Annotated in this window: 20 protein-coding genes and 1 pseudogene; 9 read left to right on the top strand and 12 right to left on the bottom strand. The window is 63.2% G+C overall.

The genetic code is table 11. The annotated features are described in order from the left end of the window. Positions 1-8: 8 nt before the first annotated feature. The 4 genes and pseudogenes from BDD21_RS02300 to BDD21_RS28470 all read right to left on the bottom strand — a co-directional run. Positions 9-1,874 (bottom strand): putative nucleotidyltransferase substrate binding domain-containing protein, encoded by a 1,866-nt coding sequence (locus BDD21_RS02300; protein WP_120795769.1) that lies wholly within the window; start codon positions 1,872-1,874, stop codon positions 9-11. 180 nt (positions 1,875-2,054) lie between these two features. After that, positions 2,055-3,860 carry a sodium:solute symporter family protein gene (locus BDD21_RS02295; RefSeq protein WP_120795768.1) on the bottom strand — a complete coding sequence of 602 codons (1,806 nt, stop codon included), beginning with the start codon at positions 3,858-3,860 and terminating at the stop codon, positions 2,055-2,057. 12 nt (positions 3,861-3,872) lie between these two features. Then, on the bottom strand, positions 3,873-4,151 hold the full coding sequence (locus BDD21_RS02290; RefSeq protein WP_245969877.1) for a DUF4212 domain-containing protein: 279 nt from the start codon (positions 4,149-4,151) through the stop codon (positions 3,873-3,875). A 39-nt stretch (positions 4,152-4,190) separates the two neighbouring features. Next, positions 4,191-4,445, bottom strand: a pseudogene (locus tag BDD21_RS28470) (DUF4212 domain-containing protein); the annotation flags it as partial. Between the two features lie 481 nt (positions 4,446-4,926). Here BDD21_RS28470 and thrC point away from each other — a divergent pair. From thrC to BDD21_RS02250, 8 genes are all read left to right on the top strand, one after another. After that, positions 4,927-6,315, top strand: coding sequence for a threonine synthase (gene thrC, locus BDD21_RS02285; RefSeq protein ID WP_120795767.1), 1,389 nt, complete (start codon positions 4,927-4,929; stop codon positions 6,313-6,315). A 38-nt stretch (positions 6,316-6,353) separates the two neighbouring features. Continuing rightward, positions 6,354-7,925: an alpha-isopropylmalate synthase regulatory domain-containing protein gene (locus tag BDD21_RS02280; RefSeq protein ID WP_120799699.1), complete on the top strand. Its 1,572-nt coding sequence runs from the start codon at positions 6,354-6,356 to the stop codon at positions 7,923-7,925. A gap of 249 nt (positions 7,926-8,174) precedes the next feature. After that, positions 8,175-8,558 carry a DUF6394 family protein gene (locus BDD21_RS02275; RefSeq protein ID WP_120795766.1) on the top strand — a complete coding sequence of 128 codons (384 nt, stop codon included), beginning with the start codon at positions 8,175-8,177 and terminating at the stop codon, positions 8,556-8,558. A 196-nt stretch (positions 8,559-8,754) separates the two neighbouring features. After that, on the top strand, positions 8,755-10,464 hold the full coding sequence (locus BDD21_RS02270) for a potassium channel family protein (protein ID WP_120795765.1): 1,710 nt from the start codon (positions 8,755-8,757) through the stop codon (positions 10,462-10,464). 90 nt (positions 10,465-10,554) lie between these two features. Further along, positions 10,555-11,106: a hemerythrin domain-containing protein gene (locus BDD21_RS02265; protein WP_120795764.1), complete on the top strand. Its 552-nt coding sequence runs from the start codon at positions 10,555-10,557 to the stop codon at positions 11,104-11,106. Continuing rightward, on the top strand, positions 11,103-12,203 hold the full coding sequence (gene hemH / locus BDD21_RS02260) for a ferrochelatase (RefSeq protein ID WP_120795763.1): 1,101 nt from the start codon (positions 11,103-11,105) through the stop codon (positions 12,201-12,203). The genes BDD21_RS02265 and hemH overlap by 4 nt, the downstream gene beginning before the upstream one ends. Positions 12,204-12,428: 225 nt before the next feature. Next, positions 12,429-12,893, top strand: coding sequence for a gamma-butyrobetaine hydroxylase family protein (locus tag BDD21_RS02255; RefSeq protein ID WP_120795762.1), 465 nt, complete (start codon positions 12,429-12,431; stop codon positions 12,891-12,893). Further along, on the top strand, positions 12,890-14,050 hold the full coding sequence (locus BDD21_RS02250) for a PQQ-dependent sugar dehydrogenase (protein WP_120795761.1): 1,161 nt from the start codon (positions 12,890-12,892) through the stop codon (positions 14,048-14,050). The genes BDD21_RS02255 and BDD21_RS02250 overlap by 4 nt, the downstream gene beginning before the upstream one ends. A gap of 162 nt (positions 14,051-14,212) precedes the next feature. On the opposite strand, the gene BDD21_RS02245 is transcribed toward BDD21_RS02250, so the two are convergent. The 4 genes from BDD21_RS02245 to BDD21_RS02230 all read right to left on the bottom strand — a co-directional run bounded on the left by BDD21_RS02245 (position 14,213) and on the right by BDD21_RS02230 (position 17,433). After that, positions 14,213-15,436 (bottom strand): argininosuccinate synthase, encoded by a 1,224-nt coding sequence (locus BDD21_RS02245; RefSeq protein ID WP_120795760.1) that lies wholly within the window; start codon positions 15,434-15,436, stop codon positions 14,213-14,215. Between the two features lie 119 nt (positions 15,437-15,555). Continuing rightward, positions 15,556-16,293, bottom strand: coding sequence for an ERCC4 domain-containing protein (locus tag BDD21_RS02240; protein ID WP_120795759.1), 738 nt, complete (start codon positions 16,291-16,293; stop codon positions 15,556-15,558). A 78-nt stretch (positions 16,294-16,371) separates the two neighbouring features. Then, entirely contained in the window at positions 16,372-16,818 is a 447-nt protein-coding gene (locus tag BDD21_RS02235) for a hypothetical protein (protein ID WP_120795758.1), read from the bottom strand. A 249-nt stretch (positions 16,819-17,067) separates the two neighbouring features. Then, on the bottom strand, positions 17,068-17,433 hold the full coding sequence (locus tag BDD21_RS02230; RefSeq protein WP_120795757.1) for a cupin domain-containing protein: 366 nt from the start codon (positions 17,431-17,433) through the stop codon (positions 17,068-17,070). A 576-nt stretch (positions 17,434-18,009) separates the two neighbouring features. Between BDD21_RS02230 and BDD21_RS02225 the strand changes: the two genes are divergently transcribed. Next, positions 18,010-18,483, top strand: coding sequence for a hypothetical protein (locus BDD21_RS02225; protein WP_120795756.1), 474 nt, complete (start codon positions 18,010-18,012; stop codon positions 18,481-18,483). Positions 18,484-18,591: 108 nt separating this feature from the next. Here BDD21_RS02225 and BDD21_RS02220 read toward each other — a convergent pair whose 3' ends face one another. From BDD21_RS02220 to nhaR, 4 genes are all read right to left on the bottom strand, one after another. Continuing rightward, the gene (locus BDD21_RS02220) at positions 18,592-19,029 is read right to left on the bottom strand and encodes a CoA-binding protein (RefSeq protein WP_120795755.1); all 438 of its coding nucleotides are present in this window, start codon (positions 19,027-19,029) and stop codon (positions 18,592-18,594) included. Positions 19,030-19,471: 442 nt separating this feature from the next. Continuing rightward, complete coding sequence (locus BDD21_RS02215; protein WP_120795754.1) at positions 19,472-20,329, bottom strand: HvfB family MNIO-type RiPP peptide maturase; 858 nt, start codon at positions 20,327-20,329, stop codon at positions 19,472-19,474. A 19-nt stretch (positions 20,330-20,348) separates the two neighbouring features. Further along, entirely contained in the window at positions 20,349-20,669 is a 321-nt protein-coding gene (locus tag BDD21_RS02210; RefSeq protein ID WP_120795753.1) for an HvfA family oxazolone/thioamide-modified RiPP metallophore, read from the bottom strand. 159 nt (positions 20,670-20,828) lie between these two features. Then, the gene (gene nhaR / locus BDD21_RS02205) at positions 20,829-21,737 is read right to left on the bottom strand and encodes a transcriptional activator NhaR (RefSeq protein ID WP_120795752.1); all 909 of its coding nucleotides are present in this window, start codon (positions 21,735-21,737) and stop codon (positions 20,829-20,831) included. Positions 21,738-21,743 lie beyond the last annotated feature (6 nt).

The following is a 21,743-nucleotide window of genomic DNA, read 5'->3' as shown; positions in this document are numbered from 1 at the left end:
GTCAGGGCCTAGGCGAAGCGGCCGGCTTGGTAACGCTGTCCGAGGGACTCCTGCATGGTGTTGATCAGGAGAAAGGCGTCTTTCAGATGTCCGCGCTCCAGCGGAGAGAGCTCGTCCGGCGACAAAAAATTATCCGCCTTCTTCCCGTGCCCGAGCTGATTGGCCTGATGACGCATCCGCAGCGTTCCGATCAGCTCGATGGCGTCGGTCAGGTTTGCGGCTCCGTCTTTGCTCAAGGTTCCATGCTCCGCGGCGGCGCTCAGGCGCTCGATGGTGTTGGTCTCGGGCAGTCCGCCCGAGAGCGCGTAGATCCGCGCCAGGTCGACGACAGGCACGATGCCCTTGTGCTTAATATCGAAGGTATGGTCGTGGTCGCCGCCTTGAATGAGCACGATATTTCTGAAGAAGCCCAGCGGCGGCCGATACTTGAGCGCGTTCGCGACCATGTAGGCGACGAAGATCCGATTGGCCTTGCAGCGCTCCAGGACCCGCTCCTGCAGATCGGCGAAGAGATTGTCCGGGTCATGCACCGCGCGCAGGTCGAAAAAGACGTTGGCCAGCATCAGGGACATGGGCTCCGGCTTGAGGATCCAATTGACGAAGTATTTGTGCCAGATCCGCAAGGGCTGACGCCATTTGGGGTTCGAGGCCATGACATCGCCAGGGCAGTAAACGAAACCGCAGGCATCGAGACCATCGTTCACGATCTTGGCGAGTGCGGCGAAGTAGGCGTCGTCGTCCGGTTTGGCGTGGTCCGCGATCAACAGGGCGTTGTCTTGGTCGGAGTGCGAGGACTGCTCGCGGCGTGCCTGCGAGCCCCCGACGATCCACGCGTAGGGCACGGGCGGGCTGCCGAGATCCGCCTCCGCCAGCACGATCAGGCGCTGCGTAATGGCGTCGGTGATGGCGCTGATGGCCTGACCGACGTGGTTCGCGGTCGCCCCCCCGTTGATGAGGTGGACCTGAAGCTCGGGGATCTTGGAGCTGATCTGAACCAGTGTCTCGATCGACGTCGCGCGATGGATGTCGCCGACGAGATAGACGGCGTTGGCGCTTTGAAAGCGCGTGAGATCGGTCGTCGAGATCAGCCCGGCGACACGCGCACCATCCAGCACCGGCAGGTGATGCACATTCAGGCGTGTCATGGTGATCAGGGCCTGGAAACCCAGCGTGTCGATCTGCGCGGTTTGCAGCTTCTCGGTCATGATCTCGCGGACCGGGCGGTCGGTCGACAGACCGACGGCGACGCAGCGGCTACGCAGATCGCGGTCGGTGATCATGCCGGCGAGCCGATCCCCTTCCATGATCAGAAGCGACGAGACGCGGTGCTCGGACATCACCTGCGCGGCCTCGCGGATGCTCGTCTCCGGGTTCGCAACGATCGGCGTGCGGTTGATCATGTTGCCGATCTGCACCGTCATCAGACCGGTGCCGGCGGCCGGCGCGTCCACGATGATGTCGAGCGCCTTGCGCAGTCGACTGGAAATGGATTGGTCGAAATGCTCCGCGAATGCGGCGTGTCGCTCACGCAGATCCGCCAACTCGGCGCAGGGCAGGGCGTAGACGAGGGTGTCTTCCGAGGTGTTGCCGAAAAATCGACCGCCTTCGGGTGTGGGCCGACAGATCATGTCGCACAAATCGCCTTCGGCCAGTTTGCCGACCAGCTCTCCGTTGGCGTCACGCAGCTCCACTGCACCGCGGCGCAGAAGATAGACGCAGGGTGGATCGGCGTTTTCCGGCGGGAAGGGTGTGCCGCGGCGAAAGTAGCGCACCGACAGGCGCTGTGGAAGGCGTTCGAGCGTCTCTTGCGGCAGTTGAGCGAACGGCGGGTGACTGGCCAGGAAGTCTCGGATCTCGATCAGCTCGATGTTCATGGCGAGGTACCCTGGTTCTGGCTGAGCGGCTTGGCCCGGCTCGGCAGGCGCAGTCCGAGTAAAAAACCCCGCCGAAGCGGGGCTGAAAACCTCTTGAGGATGCCCCGAGGTCTTGCCTCGGGGCATGTGATCAGGCGCAGGCGGTGATCGCGCTTCGAGTGCCTGCACCTCGGTCCTCGATTAGTGGCCGGTGGCCACTCCCGAGCCACGCGGAATACGCACGTCCTCGACGAGGTGCTGGATGTGCTCCGGAGGCGGTGCCGCAAACTTGAAGACCACTGCAGCGATGAGGAAATTGAACGCCGCGCCGATCGCACCGAACGCCTCGGGCGTGATTCCGAAGAACCAGTTCGCACCCATGCCCAAATCGGGCATCAGGAAACTCGTGCCCGGTATAAACAGGATGCCCTTGTGCTGGAACACATACAGCAAGGTGATGGTCACGCCGCCGATCATGCCGGCGACGGCGCCCAGCGAGTTCATCCGTTTGGCGAAAATACCCAACATCAGCGCGGGGAAGATCGACGAGGCCGCGAGACCGAAGGCGATGGCGACGGTTCCGGCCGCGAATCCCGGTGGATTCATGCCCAGATATCCGGCCAGGATGATCGCGCCGATCATCGACAGACGCCCCGCCATGAGTTCGCGCTTCTCCGAGATCTTCGGCATGAAGACGCCCTTCAGAAGGTCGTGAGAGATCGAGGAGGAGATCGCAAGCAGCAAGCCGGCTGCCGTCGAGAGTGCCGCCGCGAGACCGCCGGCAACGACCAAGGCGATGACCCAAGCGGGCAAATTCGCGATCTCGGGGTTGGCCAACACCATGATGTCGTTGTTGACCGTGACCATCTCGTTGCCCTTCCAGCCGAACTCCTCGGCCTTCGCGGCGAACTCCGGATTCTGATCGTTGTAGTACTGGATGCGGCCGTCGTCGTTCTTGTCTTCCCACTTGAGCAGACCGGTGGTCTCCCAACGCTTGAACCAGTCCGGACGATCGTCGTAGACCAGGTTCCCCGTCTCGCTGCCGACCGGACCGATTTGGATGGTATCCATCAGGTTCAGGCGGGCCATGGCACCGACGGCCGGTGCCGTGGTGTAGAGGATTGCGATGAAGACCAGTGCCCAGCCGGCCGAGAAGCGTGCGTCACGCACCTTCGGGACCGTGAAGAAGCGGATGATGACGTGCGGAAGGCCGGCCGTACCGATCATGAGCGACAGGGTATAGACAAACATGTTCAACGAGCTGCCCATCACCTGCGTGGTGTATTCTTTGAAGCCGAGGTCGGTCACCACTTCATCGAGCTTCGCAAGCAAGGACATGCCGCTGGCCACACCGTCGCGCGCATATTCGCCGCCCAGACCAAGCTGGGGAAGCGGGTTGCCGGTCAGGTTCAGGGAGATGAAGATCGCCGGTACCGTGTAGGCGAAGATCAGTACGACGTATTGCGCGATCTGGGTATAGGTGATGCCCTTCATGCCGCCGGTGATGGCGTAGATGGCGACGATGCCCATGCCTGCCAGGATGCCCATCTCGTAGGTCACGCCGAGGAACCGGGAGAAGGCCACACCGATACCCGTCATCTGCCCGATAACATAGGTGACCGACGCCAGGATCAAGCAGATGACGGCCACGACGCGCGCGGTTTGCGAGTAATAGCGGTCACCGATGAACTCCGGGACCGTGAACTTGCCGAACTTGCGCAGATACGGGGCCAGGAGAAGTGCGAGCAGTACGTAGCCGCCTGTCCACCCCATGAGAAAGACCGATCCGCCGTAGCCGCCGAAGGCGATCATGCCGGCCATGGAAATGAAGGACGCAGCCGACATCCAGTCTGCGGCCGTCGCCATGCCGTTGGCGACCGGGTGAACGCCGCCGCCCGCGACGTAGAAGTCTCCTGTGGTCTTTGCGCGGGCCCAAACGGCGATCCCGATGTAGAGCGCGAAGGTCACGCCGACAATGCTGTAAGTCCAAAGTTCAAGTGCTGACATAGTGTTGCGCCTCTATTCCTCGCCGAAGTCGTATTTTTTGTCCAGACGGTTCATCGCTGTCGCATAGACGAAGATCAAGACGACAAAGATGTAGATGGATCCCTGTTGTGCAAACCAGAAACCGAGCGGATAGCCGCCGAGCATGATGGCATTCAACGGCTCCACGAGCAGGATGCCGAAGCCGAAGGACACCACGAACCAGATCGTCAACAGGATTGCGAGGAGACGCAGATTCTCGCTCCAGTACTGCGCGGCCTTGCTCGGTTGCGCGTGAACGTGCTCGGGCTGGATGCCGTCGCTGCCGGATTGGTAGGGTGTGCCGCTTCCCGAATCCTCGCCGACGTCGAACTTATTGTCGAGCTTGTTCATCGAGACGGCATAGATGAAGATCAGCGCTACGAAGATGTAGATGGATCCCTGTTGAGCGAACCAGAAGCCGAGCGGGTAGCCGCCGAGCATGATGGTGTTCAATGGCTCGACCAATAGTATCCCGAAGCCAAAGGAGACAATGAACCAGATCGTCAGCAGAATCGCCAGGAGACGCAGATTCGCGCTCCAGTATTCCGCTCGTTTGCCAGGAGTCATGGGTTGTGTCACTCCGTAGTGTCGGATGAGTGTTTTGGGTCGGGGTGACGGGGCGATGACGGAACCCTTCATGCGGCTGGCTCGTCGGCCGTAAGTTGTGCCCCTCGGTCGATTTTGTTGTTGTCGACTGCTCGCAGCGCACACCTGGCCGAGCGAACATGTCGATCGCGCAACCCGAACCCGTGCGCTCATATCGAGTTGCGAAACCGGTCTCTCGCCTCGCGGCGTGTTCCGGCACGTTTCCATTTTTGCCTCGTCCGTCTCTCGGGGCGAGGCGCCGGCATTGTCTGGTCCGCCGCGTCATGCTGTCAACGACGCCTCGATCCTCCGGCGCAGCGAATGTATCGGTAAAGCACGCTTTTGCGCAACATCCCTTCCGCCATTCCCGAGCGTTGACTGAATCGTCGGTTGCCAACGGTCGCGGCGTTTCTTACCCTGCAGCCCGATGATGTCACAACACTCAGCGGCGGGTTGGATCGATATGCAGTACTCAAGCACGCGCGGCGGGATTGCCCCGGTCGGCTTTGCCGAGGCCGTCTTGATGGGGCTGGCGACCGACGGTGGACTTTTGGTCCCGACGGATCTACCGTGCGTGGATGCGGCGACCCTGCGGGCCTGGTCCGGTCTAGGTTTTCAAGACCTGGCCCTCGAGGTCATGACGCCATTCGTCGGGGACGAGATCCCGCGCGAAGATCTGCGAGCGCTGATCGAGCGCTCCTACGCCACCTTCGCGCACCCGGCGGTAACGCCCCTCGTCGAGGTCGGCGATCTGCGGATCCTCGAGCTGTTCCACGGCCCGACCGCGGCCTTCAAGGACGTTGCACTTCAATTCCTCGGGAATCTCTTCGAGTACCTCCTGGCCCGCGACGGCGGCGAGCTCAACATTTGCGGCGCCACCTCGGGCGATACCGGCTCAGCGGCCATTTACGGGGTCCGAGGCAAGGCGCGAATCAGCATCTTCATGCTCCATCCGAAGGGTCGGATTTCACCGATCCAGGAGCGTCAGATGACGAGCGTGCTGGATGCCAATGTGCACAATATTGCCGTGAAAGGTAGCTTCGACGACGCCCAACGCATCGTCAAAGAGCTTTTCAACGACTTGCCGTTCAAGTCCGAATTCAGCCTGGGTGCGGTCAACTCGATCAACTGGGCGCGAATCCTGGCCCAGATGGTCTACTACGTCTTCGCCTGGGCGCGCTGCAGTGCAGGCGACCCGCAGCGGCGCGTGAGCTTCGCGGTGCCCACCGGCAACTTCGGCGATGTCTTCGCGGGCTATCTCGCCAAGCGGATGGGCGTGCCGATCGATCGGCTCATCGTCGCGACGAATCGCAACGATATCTTGACGCGGTTCGTCGACACAGGTGTCTACTCCGTCGGTGATGTCTATCAGACGCTTAGCCCCGCCATGGACATTCAGATCGCCTCGAATTTCGAGCGCTACCTGTATTTCCTGCACGACGGGGATGCCGGGAAGGTGCGATCGTTGCTCGAGACGCTGCAGTCGACCGGTCGGCTCGAGGTCGACGCGGCACATCATGCCCGCGCTCGGGCCGATTTCGACGCGGTCGCGGTGAGCGATGCCGAGACGCTCGAGCAGATTCGCCAGACCTATGCCGCGGCCGACTACATCCTTTGTCCGCACACCGCGGTCGGGGTCAAGGCGGGCGGCGCCCTCGAGGATCTGGTCTGCCTCGCGACGGCCCATCCGGCGAAGTTCAACGAGGCGATCCAGCTCGCCATCGGCCGCGATGCCCCTTTGCCGCCCGCCCTGCAGGGATTGATGGATCTGCCGACCCGCTGTCTCGAGCTCGATGCCGGCGCCGAGCCGCTCAAGGCGCATATCCGCGAAACCTTGAAGGATGGTGGGTAAGTTCGATGGCGCCAACCTCGCACGACGAGAGACCGCAGATGACCGAACCCGGCCGTTATGTCTTTGTGATGGACACCACCCTGCGCGATGGCGAGCAGACCCAGGGAGTGTCCTTTTCGCCCGATGAAAAGGTCAATATCGCCAAGGTGTTGCTCGAGCAAGTTCGGGTGGATCGCATTGAGGTCGCCTCGGCACGCGTCTCCTCCGGCGAGGCCGATGCCGTCGGTCAGATCATCGCCTGGGCAGAGGAGCGCGATCTGGCGTCCCGCGTGGAGGTGTTGGGCTTCGTCGACGGCGGGCGCAGCGTCGACTGGATCCGCGCTGCCGGCGGACACGTCATCAACCTGCTCGCCAAGGGCAGCGAGAAGCACTGTCGCGGCCAGCTGGGCAAGACGCTCGATCAGCACGCCGACGACGTCAAAGCCACGATCGCGATTGCGCGCGACCGCGGTTTGGCCGTCAATCTCTATCTGGAAGACTGGTCGAACGGTTATCGGGACAACCCGGCTTACGTCTTCGGGTTGGTCGAGCGTCTCGCCGATTGTGGGATCGGGCACTTCATGCTCCCGGATACGCTCGGGGTCATGACGCCCGAGCGGGTCTTCGACGCCTTCACCGATATGCTCGGCCACTTTCCCGACATCAAGCTCGATTTTCATCCGCACAACGACTACGGACTCGCGACGGCCAACGTGCTTGCTGCGGCTCGGGCTGGCGCGGCGGCCGTGCACTGCACCGTCAACTGTCTCGGCGAGCGCGCCGGCAATGCCTCGTTGGCCGAGGTTGCCGTCAACCTGCGCGATCAGCTTGGGTTGCAGATCGGGATCGACGAGACCCATCTTGCGCGGATCAGCGAGCTGGTCGAATACTTCTCGGGGAAGCGGATCGCCGACAATGCCCCCATCATCGGCGCCGATGTCTTCACGCAGACCGCCGGCATCCACGCCGACGGGGATCGTAAAGGCAGCCTTTACCACACCCGCCTCTCGCCCGAGCGTTTCGCACGACGGCGCAAATACGCGCTGGGCAAGCTCGCCGGCAAGGCATCGCTCGCGAAGAATCTGGAGCGTCTGGACATCACGCTCTCCGAGGAAAACCAGGCCAAGGTTCTCAAGCGGATCGTCGAGCTCGGCGACTCCAAGAAAACCATCACGATCGAAGACCTGCCCTTCATCATCGCCGAGGTTCTGGAAAGCAAGGACTACAACCATGCCGAGCTGCTCGCCTGCTCGGTCTCGTCGACCCTGGATCTGGAGTCGACGGCAAGCATCAAGCTCCGCATCGCCGAGGAGATCCTCACCGCGGCCGGCAGCGGCAACGGCGGTTTCGACGCCTTCAACAACGCGCTGGCCAAGATCGTGAAGAAGCGTGGACTCACCCTTCCGACCCTGCTCGACTACGAGGTCCGCATCCCCAAGGGCGGGCGGACCGATGCGCTCACCGAGTGCAGCATCACCTGGGGCACCGACCAAGGCGAGCTGCGCACCCGCGGCGTGCATGCCAATCAGGTCTTCGCGGCGATCGGGGCGACAGTGCGGATGCTCAACATCGTGATGCATCGAGCCCTGCACGAGAAGCGGGCCGCCGTGACGACATCCACGGCGGCATAACGGCCGATGCCGGTCATCGGGCTTCCTTGGATCTAAACCGCGCCCAGTGCGGTATGCGATGTTTTTGGAGGGGATCGGCCCCGGCGGATTTGACGACCGCTGGAGACGGTGCGGTTTAAACCCGATACGCGCCTGTTCCTCGGCTTTCAGGTGTCTAAGTCATTGTTTGGAAGTTTCTTCTAACCACTCACTACTCACTACTCACTACTCAAGAGCGCGTGCGCGATCCCGCGCAAGGAGCAGCGATCCATGAACCCCGAAAAGGTCGTCTTCGGATTCTTCATCGTCTTGGCCCTGACCCTGAACTTCGGCTTTTTCGTCGGCGAGATCGACAACCCGGAGCATCATCACGTCTGGGAGCTGTTTGTGGTCGTCCTGGTCAACCTGGTCGCGACCGTGCTGAAGTTCGGCGACCGCACGCATATGGGCGCATTGCTGTTGGCGACCAGCCTGGTCGCCATGCTGCAATTGATCGGTGCGGCACTGATCTGGACGATCGCCGTCCATGCAACCGAGGCCGGCATGACGCCTGCCGTCATGGCCAGCATCGTCTCCTTGAGCGGCGGGGCGATGATCGCCAATGTGGTGTCGGTGGTGCTGCTGGTGATCGAGACCTTTACCCTGCGTCGCTAGTGGAAGGGTGCAGAGATTCCGAGACCCTCCAAGAGCGTTGTCGTAATCGTAATCGTAATCGTATCGATGGTCGACAACGACAACGAATGGTCTCGATAGATCTGCCGTGCTGCACCAGCACGCGTCGCCTGCGCCATGCGCGGCCCGGATGCGATGCCGCCGCCGTGGAGCTTGCCCCATCAGTACGAGTCTGACTATGGACAACGTCGTCTATCTCATCATGCGGCGGATGCGCACGCCGCTGTTGGTCCTGATCGGGACCTATGCCGTGGCGATGGCCGGTATGGTGGTGATCCCCGCGCAGGATGCGGCCGGTCATCCGGTGCCGACGAGCTTCTTCCATGCCTTTTACTTCGTCAGCTACATGTCGACCACCATCGGGTTCGGCGAGCTGCCGAACGCCTTTACCGATGCACAACGCATTTGGGTCTCCTTCAGCGTGTTCGCCACGGTCGCGGTCTGGCTCTATGCGATCGGAACACTGATCACGCTGCTGCAGGACACGACCTTTCAGCGTGCCATCTTGGAGAGCCGCTTTCGCCGCCGGGTCAGGCGGCTGCGCGAGCCCTTCTACCTGGTCTGCGGCTATGGTCAAACCGGAACCGCCTTGGTGCGCAGCCTGACCGATCGACACCAACGTGCGGTGGCGATCGACATCGATCCGCAGCGGGTGAACCTGCTCAAGCTCGACAACCTGCGCGAATACGTCCCCTCGTTGTGCGCCGATGCCCGACAGCCGTCCAGCCTCGAGGATGCAGGTCTTCGACATCCGCTCTGCAAAGGCGTCGTGGCGCTCACCAACGTCAACGAGACCAATCTCAAGATCGCCATCGCGGCCAAACTGCTGCATCCCGAGATCACCGTCATCTGTCGGGCCGATTCGCATGAGGTCGAGGCCAACATGGCCTCGTTCGGAACGGATCACATCTACGACCCTTTCGATACCTTTGCGCTCGACATGGCCATCGCCATTCAGTCGCCCTGTCTGGCCCTGTTGAGCAAATGGCTGGCCGGTTACGAGGATCAATCGCTCGATGCGCCGATCTTTCCACCGGCCGAAGGACGCTGGGTGCTCTGCGGCTTCGGGCGTTTCGGCAAAGCCATGTACCGCCACCTCAGGGAGCAGGGACTCGACCTCACCGTCATCGAGGCGCTTCCGCACAAGACCGGCATCCCGAAGGAAGGTGTCGTGCACGGGCGCGGCACCGAGGCGGTGACGCTCGAGCAGGCGGGGATCGGCGACGCCGTCGGCCTCGTGGCCGGCACCGACAGCGATGCGGACAACCTCTCGATTATCATGACCGCCCTGGCGCTGAACCGAACCCTGTTCGTCGTGGCACGACAGAATCATCGCTACAACAAGCTCTTGTTCGAGCGCGTCGGGGCGCAGGTCGTGATGATGCCGAGCAACATCATTGCCGATCGTATCCGGGTGCGGCTCGGTACGCCTTTGCTTGGGGATCTCATGGCGCTGGCACGCGATCGCGAGGACGAATGGGCTTGCGAGTTGGTCAGTCGGGTAGTCGCACTGGTCGACGAATACGCGCCTCATGTCTGGGAGATCAGGATCGACGAGATCGAGGCGCCGGCCCTGTGCGCCCTGGATCGGCGCGGCATCTCGGTGAGCGTCGAACAACTTACGCGCGATCCACGCGACCGCGATCGGGTGCTGCCGCTGATCGTCTTGTTGCGCATGGACGACGAGGAGCGCGAGCTGCTCCCCGCGCCGGACGTGCGGGTGCGCAGCGGCGATCGTCTGCTGTTGTGCGGGCGTGCCGATGCGAGTCGCACCCTGACCTGGACGCTGCGAAACCTGAACGTGCTCGACTATGTCCTGACCGGGAACGCAGCCCCGGGCGGACTGGTCTGGCGTTGGCTCGCGCGGCGTCGTGCGCGGGGCGTTTAATGCGGCGAAAAATCCGCGTGTGCTCGGCATAAACGATGAGGATGATGGCATACTGCCGTCACGTCGACCGCTGTTACGAGGAGAAGGCCCATGTACCCGGTAATGACTCGACTCGCCGAGGACCACGTCCGTCTCACAAAGCTGCTCGATCTTTTCGAACACCTCTTGAACCGTTTTCACGAGGGCGCGGAGCCTGATTACGAGCTGATGGCCGAGATGCTCGAGTACATGGACAACTACTCCGACATCGTCCATCACCCGACCGAGGACATCATCTTCGAGCGCGTCTTGGAGAAAGGCACCGAGCGCCACGATGTCTTCGATGTCCTGATGCGTCAGCACAAGGCGCTCGGGCAGTTGAGCAAACGCTTTCGCGAATCGCTCGACGGGATCCTCCATGAGGAGGTCTTGCTGCGCGAAGACGTCGAGGCGCACGGGCGCGAGCTGATCGGAACACTGCGTGCCCACAAGCGGCTCGAGGACGAGGAAGCATTTCCCATCGCGCTCGAACGTCTGTCCGAAGAGGATTGGGCACAGATCGAGGCGCAGGCGCCGACCCAGGACGATCCCTTGTTCGGGACCCTGGATCCGGCGCGTTATCACGCGCTCTATGCGCGACTCTCGGCCGAGACGGAGTCATGACGTTCGTAAGTACCCCTGATTTTCGCCACGATACCCCGGAATGCCTCGGGATCCTGCTCGTCAACCTCGGCACCCCGGATGCGCCGAGCGTGCCGGCCGTTCGCCGCTATCTGGCCGAGTTCCTGGCCGACCCGCGGGTCGTGGAGCTGCCGCGCGCGCTCTGGCTCCCGATCCTGCACGCCGTCATTCTGCGCGTGCGCCCGGCCCGCTCGGCAAAGGCGTACCGAGCGGTGTGGGCGGAGGACGGCTCGCCCCTTCTGAGCATCGCCCGGCGGCAGGCCGCCGCCGTCCAGACCCGTCTGAGCGAGCGGTTCGTCGGACCGGTCAAGGTCGCCTTGGGGATGCGCTACGGCAACCCGTCCATACCCGCCGCCCTGGCCGAGCTTCGCCAAGCCAACGCGCGACGGATCCTGGTCTTTCCGCTCTACCCGCAATACTCCGGATCGACCACGGCCTCCGTGTTCGACGCCGTCACGCGTGAGCTGCAGCGTTGGCGCTGGCTGCCCGAGCTGCGCTTCATCAACCAATATCACGACGAGCCGGCTTATATCGACGCGGTGGCCGAGAGCATCCGCAACCACTGGGCCGAGCGGGGCGAGCCCGAGCGCTTGCTGTTTTCTTTCCATGGGATCCCCAAGGATTATTTCGAGAATGGCGACCCTTACTTCTGCCATTGTCAGAAGACCGCGCGGCTGGTGACCGACTGTCTCGGCCTTTCGTCGGATCGCTGGGCATTGACCTTCCAGTCACGCGTCGGCTTCAAAGAGTGGCTCAAGCCCTATACGGACGAGACGTTGAAGGCATGGGGTGCCGAGGGCGTGCGCTCGGTCCAGGTTTTGTCGCCCGGATTCTCGGCCGATTGCCTGGAAACCATCGAGGAGATCGATGAGGAGAACCGCGGCTATTTCATCGGTGCCGGGGGCAAGGAGTTCAGCTATATCCACTGCCTGAACGACGGCGCCGCGCACATCGAAATGATGGCAGGTTTGGTCGAGCGGCATTCGGCCGGCTGGCCCGAGGTCACGCAGGTTGCGGCCGACGGCGCCGCGTTGGCCGCACGGCACGGCCGCGCTGTCGCGCTCGGGGCTGCGGCTTAAACCGCGCCCTGTGCAGTATGCGATGTTTTTGGATGGGATCGGCCCCGGCAGTTTTGACGACCGCCGGAGTCGGCGCGGTTCAAGATATAAAAAATTGATTATTTTAAACCGCGTTCCCGCTAAGGTCCGTGGGTGCGCCAAACGTCGAATTCACTCGAAATTCAGTATCTCGCACTGGACGCGGTTTAACACCCTGAATCATCGCCAGTGTCCGAGGAGTAGATCATGGATCAGCGCGCTCGACCGACTGAAATCAACCTGCATCAAAAGTCACGCCTCCTTGAGGTGACCTTCGACGACGGGGCACGCTTCAGGCTGCCGTGCGAGTACCTGCGCGTCTATTCGCCGTCTGCCGAGGTCCGCGGCCACTCCCCGAGTACCGCCAAGCTCCAGGTAAAGAAGGAAGAGGTCAACATCACCGACCTGCAGCAGGTCGGCAGTTATGCGGTGAAGATCTTCTTCGACGACGGCCACAAATCCGGCCTCTATGACTGGGACTACCTCTATAAACTGGGGCGGGCCTGGCAGCCGTTTTGGTTCGATTATCTGGAAAAAATCGGCGCGGCCGGCTACACGCGCACGGCACCGGACCCCTTCGAGACCATGAAGGCACGCGGCGAATCCCCGTCCGAGCTGCCTGACCGGACAGGGGCGAGCCCGACCGAGCCCGCGGAGGAGCCGACCCCATGAACCGTCCGATCCTGATCGCGGTCCTCGGTGTGCTTTGGCTGCCCCTCGCCAACTGCGCGCCGGTTGAAGGTCCGGTCAAACCCACCGCGGATGTGCCCGAAGCGAAGGGGTGGAGCAGCGAGGTGGTGGCCGATGGACTGGAGCATCCCTGGTCCATCGCCTGGCTCCCGGACGGATCGGCGCTGATCACCGAGCGTCCCGGGCGTCTGCGCATCCTGCGCGATGGTGAACTGATGGCCGAGCCCGTCGCTGGACTGCCCGCGGTGTTGTCCCACGGTCAAGGCGGTCTAATGGATGTGGCCCTGCATCCGGATTTCGAGCGCAACCGACTGGTCTATCTCACCTTCGCGACCGGGACCCCGGATGCCAACCGGACCGCCCTTGCACGCGGGCGACTCGACGGCGACCGGCTGCAAGATGTCGAGGTCATCTTCGAGAACGCCGACGTCAAGCGAGGGGGGCAGCACTTCGGTTCCCGCCTCGTTTGGCTGCGGGATAAGAGCCTGTTGATGAGCATCGGTGACGGCGGCAATCCGCCGACCTCCTTCGAAGGCGGCAACATCCGCGACCAGGCCCAGCGGTTGGAGACCCATTTCGGCAAGGTCCTGAGACTGACGGAAGACGGGCGTCCGCACCCGGACAACCCCTTTGTCGATCGAAAGGGCGCGCGTTCCGAGATCTACAGCTACGGCCACCGCAACATCCAGGGCTTGGCCATCGATCCCGCGAGCGGACGCGTCTGGGCCAACGAGCACGGTTCCCGCGGCGGGGACGAGCTCAACCTGATCGAGCCGGGCAAGAACTACGGCTGGCCCGAGGTCACCTACAGCATGGAATATCACGGGCCACGCGTCTCCGACGAGACCAGTCGCCCCGGGGTGGTCGACCCGCTAATCAACTGGACACCCTCCAAGGCGCCGAGCGGTCTCGCCTTTTACACCGGCGACCGCTATCCCGGATGGCAAGGCAACCTCTTCAGCGGCGCCTTGGTCTTCGGCGAGGTGCGGCGCATCGTCCTGGACGGCGCGAAGGTCGTCGACGAGGAAAAGCTCACCATCGGCAATCGCGTGAGAGACGTCCGGCAAGGGCCGGACGGTTATCTCTACGTGCTGATCGACTCCGGAGATGGGTCCTTGCTGCGCATTGTGCCCCGCTGAAGCGCGTCCCGGGTGCCTCTACCATCTCGGCTGGACGCGCTTCAGGATTTTAAAGTGCTTCTCCCGAAACGCTTTTTTTATCCTAAACCGCGTCGCGCCAACGCAATGGACGGCGACGAGGTTGGAATTGTCGCCGGCCAAGCAGATCGCCTCGGACGCGGTTTAGCAGCGGTTCTTGCGTCCCGCCACCCTTAACCGAAGCGCATTCAACCGAATAAACCCGGTCGCATCCTTCTGATCGTAGGCCCCGGCATCCTCCTCGAAGGTCGCTATCGAGGCGTCGAACAGGCTGTTGGTCTCGGATTTGCGACCGACTACCATCACGTTGCCCTTGTAGAGCCGCAGGCGCACGACGCCGTTCACCACCTCTTGGGTTGCGTCGATCGCGGCCTGAAGCATCAGCCGCTCGGGCGCGAACCAGTAGCCGTTGTAGACGAGGCTCGCATACCGCGGCATCAGCTCGTCTTTGAGGTGCGCGGCCTCGCGGTCGAGCGTCAAGGATTCCATCGCACGGTGGGCCTTGAGCAGGATGGTGCCGCCGGGGGTCTCGTAGCAGCCGCGCGACTTCATGCCGACATAACGGTTTTCGACGATGTCGCTGCGCCCGATGCCGTTGGCCCCGCCGATGCGGTTGAGCTCGGCTAAGACCTCGGCCGGGGACATGCGTTGGCCGTCGATGCCGACACAATCGCCGCGCTCGAACATCAGCTCGATGACGGTCGCCTGATCCGGTGCATCCTCCGGCGCGACGCTCCAGCGCCACATGTCGGCACCCGGCTCGACCCAGGGATCTTCCAGGTCGTAGCCTTCGTAAGAGATGTGCAGCAGGTTGGCGTCCATCGAGTAGGGCGACTTGGTGCCGTCGCGCTTCATCTCGACCGCAATCCCGCGGCTTGCCGCATAGTCCATCAGCTTCTCGCGCGAGAGCAGATCCCACTCGCGCCAGGGCGCGATGATCTTGATGTCCGGGTTCAGCGCATAGGCGGTCAGTTCAAAACGCACCTGGTCGTTGCCTTTGCCGGTCGCGCCGTGCGAGATGGCGTCGGCACCGGTCTCGGCGGCGATCTCGATCAGCCGCTTGCCGATCAAGGGCCGCGCGATCGAGGTGCCGAGCAGATACTCGCCCTCGTAGATGGCGTTGGCGCGGAACATGGGGAAGACGAAATCGCGCACGAACTCCTCGCGCAGATCGTCGATATAGATCTCCTTCACCCCCGCTGCGGTGGCCTTGGCGCGCGCCGGCTCCAGCTCCTCGCCTTGGCCGATGTCGGCCGTGAAGGTCACGACCTCGCAGCCGTATTCCTCCTGAAGCCATTTGAGGATGACCGAGGTATCCAGGCCACCGGAGTAGGCCAATACCACCTTCTTGATTGCGCCTTGCGCCATCGTTTTGCTCCAACTCGGAAAAGGCGATGAGTATATACCGAGCGCGCGTGGGTTTTTCGGAAAGCAGGGTGCGTCTCGCGCGCGTCGGGACAAGGCGCGCCGACGAGGCGTAGCGGCCCCTACGGCGAGGAGGCGCAACGCCGGCCCGGCGTGCGCGGGGCGTGCAATGCGGCAAAAAATCCACGTGCGCTCGGTATATAACCCGCCGGGATCTCTCGGACCGCCCAGCGGATCGATTCGGCGACCGCATCGCCGATGCCGGGCACCGCGGTCAATGCCTCGGCATCCGCTGCGATCACGGCCTCGATGCTGCCGAAGTGCTCGATCAGTCGTTTCGCGCGCTCGGGTCCGATCCGCGGCAGCCCTTGGAGGATATGGCTTTGAAGCCTGGCCTTACCGCGTGGTCGCTTGCCGTGACGCGGGATTGCGCCTCGGGCGAATGCCCGTTGCTGACGCGCGGCGAAGAGCATCAGCCGGGCGGATTCCTCCGGATCCCGAGCGCGCAGCAGCGGCAGACCGAAGAACAAGGTCAAGGTCACGAGCGCGCCCTGGATCGCCTCGCGCCGCATGCGGCTCTCGGTCAGATCCCTTGTGCTGCCTTCGAGGATCAGCGCACCGCGCGGCCCGGCATTGGCCAGACGTTCGGCCTGTGCGAAGAGACGCCCGTCCTTGATCGATGCCGCGAGATCCATCAGCGTCTTGCGCTCGAAGAGCAGGCTGTCGTCGATCAGGTAGTCGCCGACCGGGAGGCGCTCGACCTGGATTCGGAATTGCGGGTGACCACGCAAGGCCGCGAGGACGGGGCTTGATGCCTCGCGATCGTCCACACGCATCGAGAACGCCTGACTCGGATCCATTGCCTCATGCCTCCATCCGGGGATCACGCTGCCGACATGCGATGCCGCATCGGCGTTCCATTCGGGTCCAAGCCCTGTCTATCCGAACAATCGATTCCACCAGCGCCGCCGGTTCTTCGGCGGAGGGCGCGTGCTCGGCAGGTCAATCGGCGGAATCAGACTCATGACCCAGCCGGGCAGGGGAGGGGCGTCGCTGAAACCGCACACCACGCCCAGATTGTTCGGATCATAGATCTTCACGAAGGTCGGTGCGCGCGGATCATCGGCATAGACGATGCCGCAAAAGTCTTCGCGATGCTCGGCGCGCAACAGCCGGTCGATCTCCGCAACGAAGGCCCTCACACCATCCGCACCGGTCGCCGCAGTGGGCGGCGGCTCTCCGACCGCGTAGAGAAACCACCCCGCATCCGCGCAGGCGTCGATCCGTGCCCAGAGCTCGTCGAGCTGATGCCAGCGCAACGCGGAGGTGAAGCTGCCGCGAAAGGCGTGCAGGTAAGGGGCCTCTGTGGTGTCGGCTTGGTTCATGCTCGTCTCGGCTCGTGATCGGCGCGCGCATCGTTTCCGCCGATGCAGATTCACCGCAGGCGCACGGGTGGTCGAGTTGCACTCGACCGGCGGATCTCGGCGATCATCGTGTCGATCCCGCCTGTCCCGGCAAGAAGGACGCAAGGCGCGACCGCCCCGAATCGACGAAGACCGCGCCGGTCGGGGAAAGGTCACGCGAGGAGGCGGATCAGTCGGCCCGCCGGGGACACACACCGCACCGGGCGCGGTTTAGTGCCGATGTTCGGGTGGGGCGAACAGAATCAGCTCGACCCGGTCATTCCCGTCGACATAGGCGTCGTGGCCTGGCGGAATCTCGAAGAAGTCACCGGGACCTATGCGGGTTTCGATGCCTGACGCGATCATGCGGACGACCAGTTTGCCAAAGATGCAGTAGCCGGTATGGGCCATTGGGCATGCCTCCGGAGAGCCGAGGAGCGGTTTCTCGTCGACCTCCCATGTCCAGCCCGGCTCGAATATCGCTCGCATTCCGGTCGTGCCGTCCGCCATCTTCACGATGGCGATGCCGCCATGCTCCTTCATGTCGAGCACGTCGTCGGGGTTCTCGAACCGTTTGATCTCGATTTCTGTGTTCATATCGACGTCCCTCCGCGATGAAGATCGGTCTGGAAACGTGAGGATCGGGCGGCGAAGACACCGGCGGGGCGGTCGTGCAAAACGGTGGTCTCTCCCTGAGCCCGAATCTCCTCGCCGAGGGCCGATGCATCGGGTCTCTGGATGTACGAAAGCGCTTCTTCGGTAGGGGGTGACTGAGGTGTTTCCGGGAATCGTCATCTCGATTGCGCCTGCCTTGAAGGCATCGAGTCCCCCTAAGCCGTCAGTCTTGAGCAAACCATCGCAGAATTTTCCGTTGTCGTTGTCGTTGTCGTTGTCGTCATCGGATTCCGGACGAACCGATCCTTCCGCGCACATCCGATCGGCCGGAAGCAACGTCGCGAAGCGGCGACCGTTGGCTTCACTTCCGACCCATCGTCTGCGCAGTTGGGATGTCGATTCCCGCAAAACACCTTAAACGCGCCGTCGCGTCCCGCCATGCCCCTGAAGTCTAGTGTGAAAGTGTCGGTTTTTCTACCCTGGACTAGACTGTGAACAGGGTCCGTCGCAGCCCCGTCGAGGCCGCGGTGGACGGCGTCAACTGCAGAGGAGATCGCTATGTTCCAAGTCCATTCGATTCGCATCGCGACCGTTGCCGCTCTTGGCGTGCTCCTGATTCTGTCGGGGACGGCCCCGGCGGCGCAGGGGCTCAAAGAGGACGCGGCGGCGAAGCTCGAGGTCCGGGTACTGGAAGCGCAGGTCCCCGTGGGGCAGGGAGAGCGCTCCGACGTCCTCTATCGCATGGAAGTCATCTCGGTGCTGCGCTCCGCCTCCCCGGTGACGCCGGGGGACACCATCACCGTACGCTCCTTCGCCTTGAGCCAGGAGGCCCTGGACAGGGGAGTCGCGGGACCACAGGTCCTCGCTCCGGGCTGGCTCGGGGTCGCCTATCTCAACCCCGACCCCGAGGCCGGTGGCCCCGATGCAGGCCGGCAGTTCACCATCGGCGCAAACGGCGACAGCTTCGAGGACATCCCGCCCGGACCACCCTCGGTGAGGTGGATCGAGGAGGTTGAAGTGGGCACCGAGTGAGTTGCCGCCGGGCCGTCTTCCCGTTGTCTTTACAGGCGCACCTCGAGAATCAGGTTGAAGTGCGTCTCGGCCGCGCGCCGCTTCTCGGGGGCGATCGACGATCGCGCGTCAATACTTCCCGGTCAGTTTCATGATGAGCTTATGGATCCCGTGGTAGGACATGCCGGGGTTCAGATACATGACGGCGCAGGTCCCGGTGCGCAGATTGATGCCTTTCTCCGCGGCGAGTGCCGTCGCCTCCGGGGTCTCGTGAGCCATGTGGATCCAGACATGACCGATGCCGGCATCCGCGGCCGCGGCAACCCAGTCCACGGTCTCGGACTTCGGCACCTCGATGATGAGCCCATCGACGGCTTGGGGTAAGGACGCAAGCGTGGGATACGCGGGATCACGGTCGACGAGCATGGTGCTGGGATCGATCGGATAGACGGTTTTGCCCATCGCCTTCAGGCGCCGATAACTCAACAGCGGAAAGGGTTTGGCTGTGGTGTGTCCGACGATGCCGAAGCGGTCGAGGTTGAAGAAGCTTTCGTAATTCGAGGCCATGAGGGCGGGGTTCCGGTTGAATGGGTGATTGGGGCATGCGTACCGACGGGGCCGGAACGAAGCGCGAGCCTGTTGCGGTCGGGTTCTCCCGCGGCGGCTTGCGGGGTGGCCGATACTACTCGGTCGGAGCGAGGCTGTATCAGACGATTTCGCCTCGGGGCGGGGTGACGAACGCCAACGTCGATGATTTGCGAATCCCGATGTCCGCCGCTCCCCGTCGGCGAGCGACCTCTCCGACCCGGAAAACAGAAGGCGCGACCTTCAGGATGCAGCTGCGCGAACGGTCCCGAGCAGGTGTGCGGCGAGCGCGCGCAGCGCGGTATGCGATGTTTTTGGATGGGATCGGCCTCGGCAGACATGACGACCGCTGGTTCCGGCGCGGCCAAGCCATTCCAACACCTGATGCATACCGCACCGGACGCGGTTTAGCTCTGGACGCGGTTTAGGCATCGGCCGTGCTCCGCGCCGATCGCGCCGCATGGACCTGTTGGATCGTTTTGATCCGATCGACCTCCCGAACCAGCTCATCCACGGGCGGGATGTTGAAGTCGCGCTCCAAGAGCGTGGGGAAGACCCCGAAGTGCGCGTAGGCCAGATCCAGCAGTTCCCACACCGGGTCGATGACATCCGCGCCGTGGGTGTCGACCCGCAGATCCTCGGCCTCCACATAATGCCCGGCGATATGGCCGTAGCGAATCCGCTCCCCCGGCAGGGCTGCGAGGAAGGCGCGCGGGTCATAGCCGTGGTTGACGGCATTGACATGGATGTTGTTCACGTCGAGTAGGAGGTCGCAGTCGGCCTCGGCCAGCACGGCGTTGATGAAGTCGATCTCGGACATCGCTTGCCCGGGTGCGCCGTAGTAGGAAACGTTCTCAAGGGCGATGCGCCGCTCCAGGATCTCCTGCACCTGACGGACGCGCCCGGCGACATGCCGTACGGCCTCATCTGTAAAGGGGATGGGCAGGAGATCGTAGAGGTGACCGTCGTCGGAGCAGTAGCTCAGGTGCTCCGTGTAGGCCCGGATCCCGTGGTCGTCCAGAAACGCCTTGATCTGCCGGACGAAGTGCAGGTCGAGCGGGGTCGGGGCACCGATCGAGAGCGAGAGTCCGTGACAGACGAAGGGATGGCGTTCGGTCAGCGCGCGCAGGCGGCGCGCGTTCACACCGCCCATGCCGATCCAGTTTTCCGGGGCGATCTCGTAGAAATCGACCGCTTGCGGAGGCCGCTCGGCCAAGGCGCTCAGGAAGGAGCGCCGCAGGCCGAGACCGGCGCCATGAACAGGGTAGGGTGCAGTGTTCATGGCCGTCGACGCGGTCGCTCTAGGTCGCGCTGCCGGTTGCGCCGTCCTTGTCCTTGCCCTTATCGGCGCCGCATTTGCCTTCACCGCACTTGCCTTCGGTGCCCTTGTCGGCACCGCACTTGCCCTCGCCGCATTTACCTTCCGCATCCTTGGTTCCACCGCATTTGCCTTCGCCGCACTTGCCTTCGGTGTCGGCACCGGCGAGCTGCATATAGCCTGCTTCGAGCGGCTGAGCGGCGAACGGGTTGCCGGCGGCCTGGGCAACGCCGAAGGCGCCGAGGCTGCCGACGATGGCGGCACCGACAAGGGCTGCGGCGGGCGTGATGGTGTGCTTGTTCATGGTCTCGTCCTCGTGTCGATCGATGCGGGGGACTGCGTCCGGAATCGGACTCGGTGTCTAGTATCGCAGCATTGCACTCGGATTTGATACCACGAAACCTCCGGGGTTCAATCCGGGTGCGTCGACCTGAGTCCGCGCATTCGGTCGGTCCCGAGCACGTCACTCCCGCAGCGCAAAGAGGTCATGCCGTGCCGACTCCGTGATCGTCGAGACCGCGGGGTGCTTGATGTGGCGCTCGGCGGAGATGGCGTAATAGCGCTCCTTGATGTCGTCGACCCGGGCGATCAGCGCGACCCCGTACTTTTCGAGAATGTCCTGCTCCACCGCGGTCGGCGTCGTGAAGATCCCGACCCCGGCCTCGCCGAAGACCTTCATGAGTGCGCGATCCTCGAACTCGGCGACGACGCGCGGCTTGACGTCGTGTCGCTCCAACCAATGCTCGAGTGCGCGATAGAGTGCGCTCGAGCCCGTCGGCATCAGCATCGGCGCACCGTTGAGCGAGCGCGGAAAGTCGTCGCGATGGCGCGCTGCGAGCTCCGGAACCGCGAAAAAGCTGATCCCGGATTCGCCCAGGACATGGTTGTAGGCGCGGATGTTGAGCGCCGGATTCACCGGGCTGTCGGCGAGGACCAGGTCGAGCTTGTGCACCGAGAGGTCGGCCAAGAGGTCGGTCAGGGGTGCTTCGTGACAGACCAGGCGCACCGGCTCCGGGAGCGCCAGCACGGGCGCCAAGACGCGATAGGCGAGCAGCTTGGGCACGACCATGGCGATTCCGACCCTGAAGGTGATGCCGGACGCCGGCGGGCGGCCCGACACTACGTCCTGCAGCTCGCCCGTGAGCCTGAAGATCTCGTCGGCATAGGAGAAGACCACCTGTCCGCTTTCGGTCAGGGCGAGATTGCGTCCCGATTTACCGAACAGCTTGGCCCCGATTTGATCTTCGAGCTCGCGCAGCTGACCGCTGATGGTCTGTGGCGTGAGGTGCAGTACCTCCGAGGCGCGGGCAATGGAACCGTGCGTCGCTACGGCCCAGAAGTAGCGCAGGTGCTTCATGTTCAGGTTCGGCATCGGGGG

It is taken from the genome of Thiocapsa rosea (assembly GCF_003634315.1).
Classification (GTDB): domain Bacteria; phylum Pseudomonadota; class Gammaproteobacteria; order Chromatiales; family Chromatiaceae; genus Thiocapsa; species Thiocapsa rosea.
Note: the sequence above shows the minus strand (reverse complement) of the source record. Positions and strands in the feature narration are given on the sequence as shown.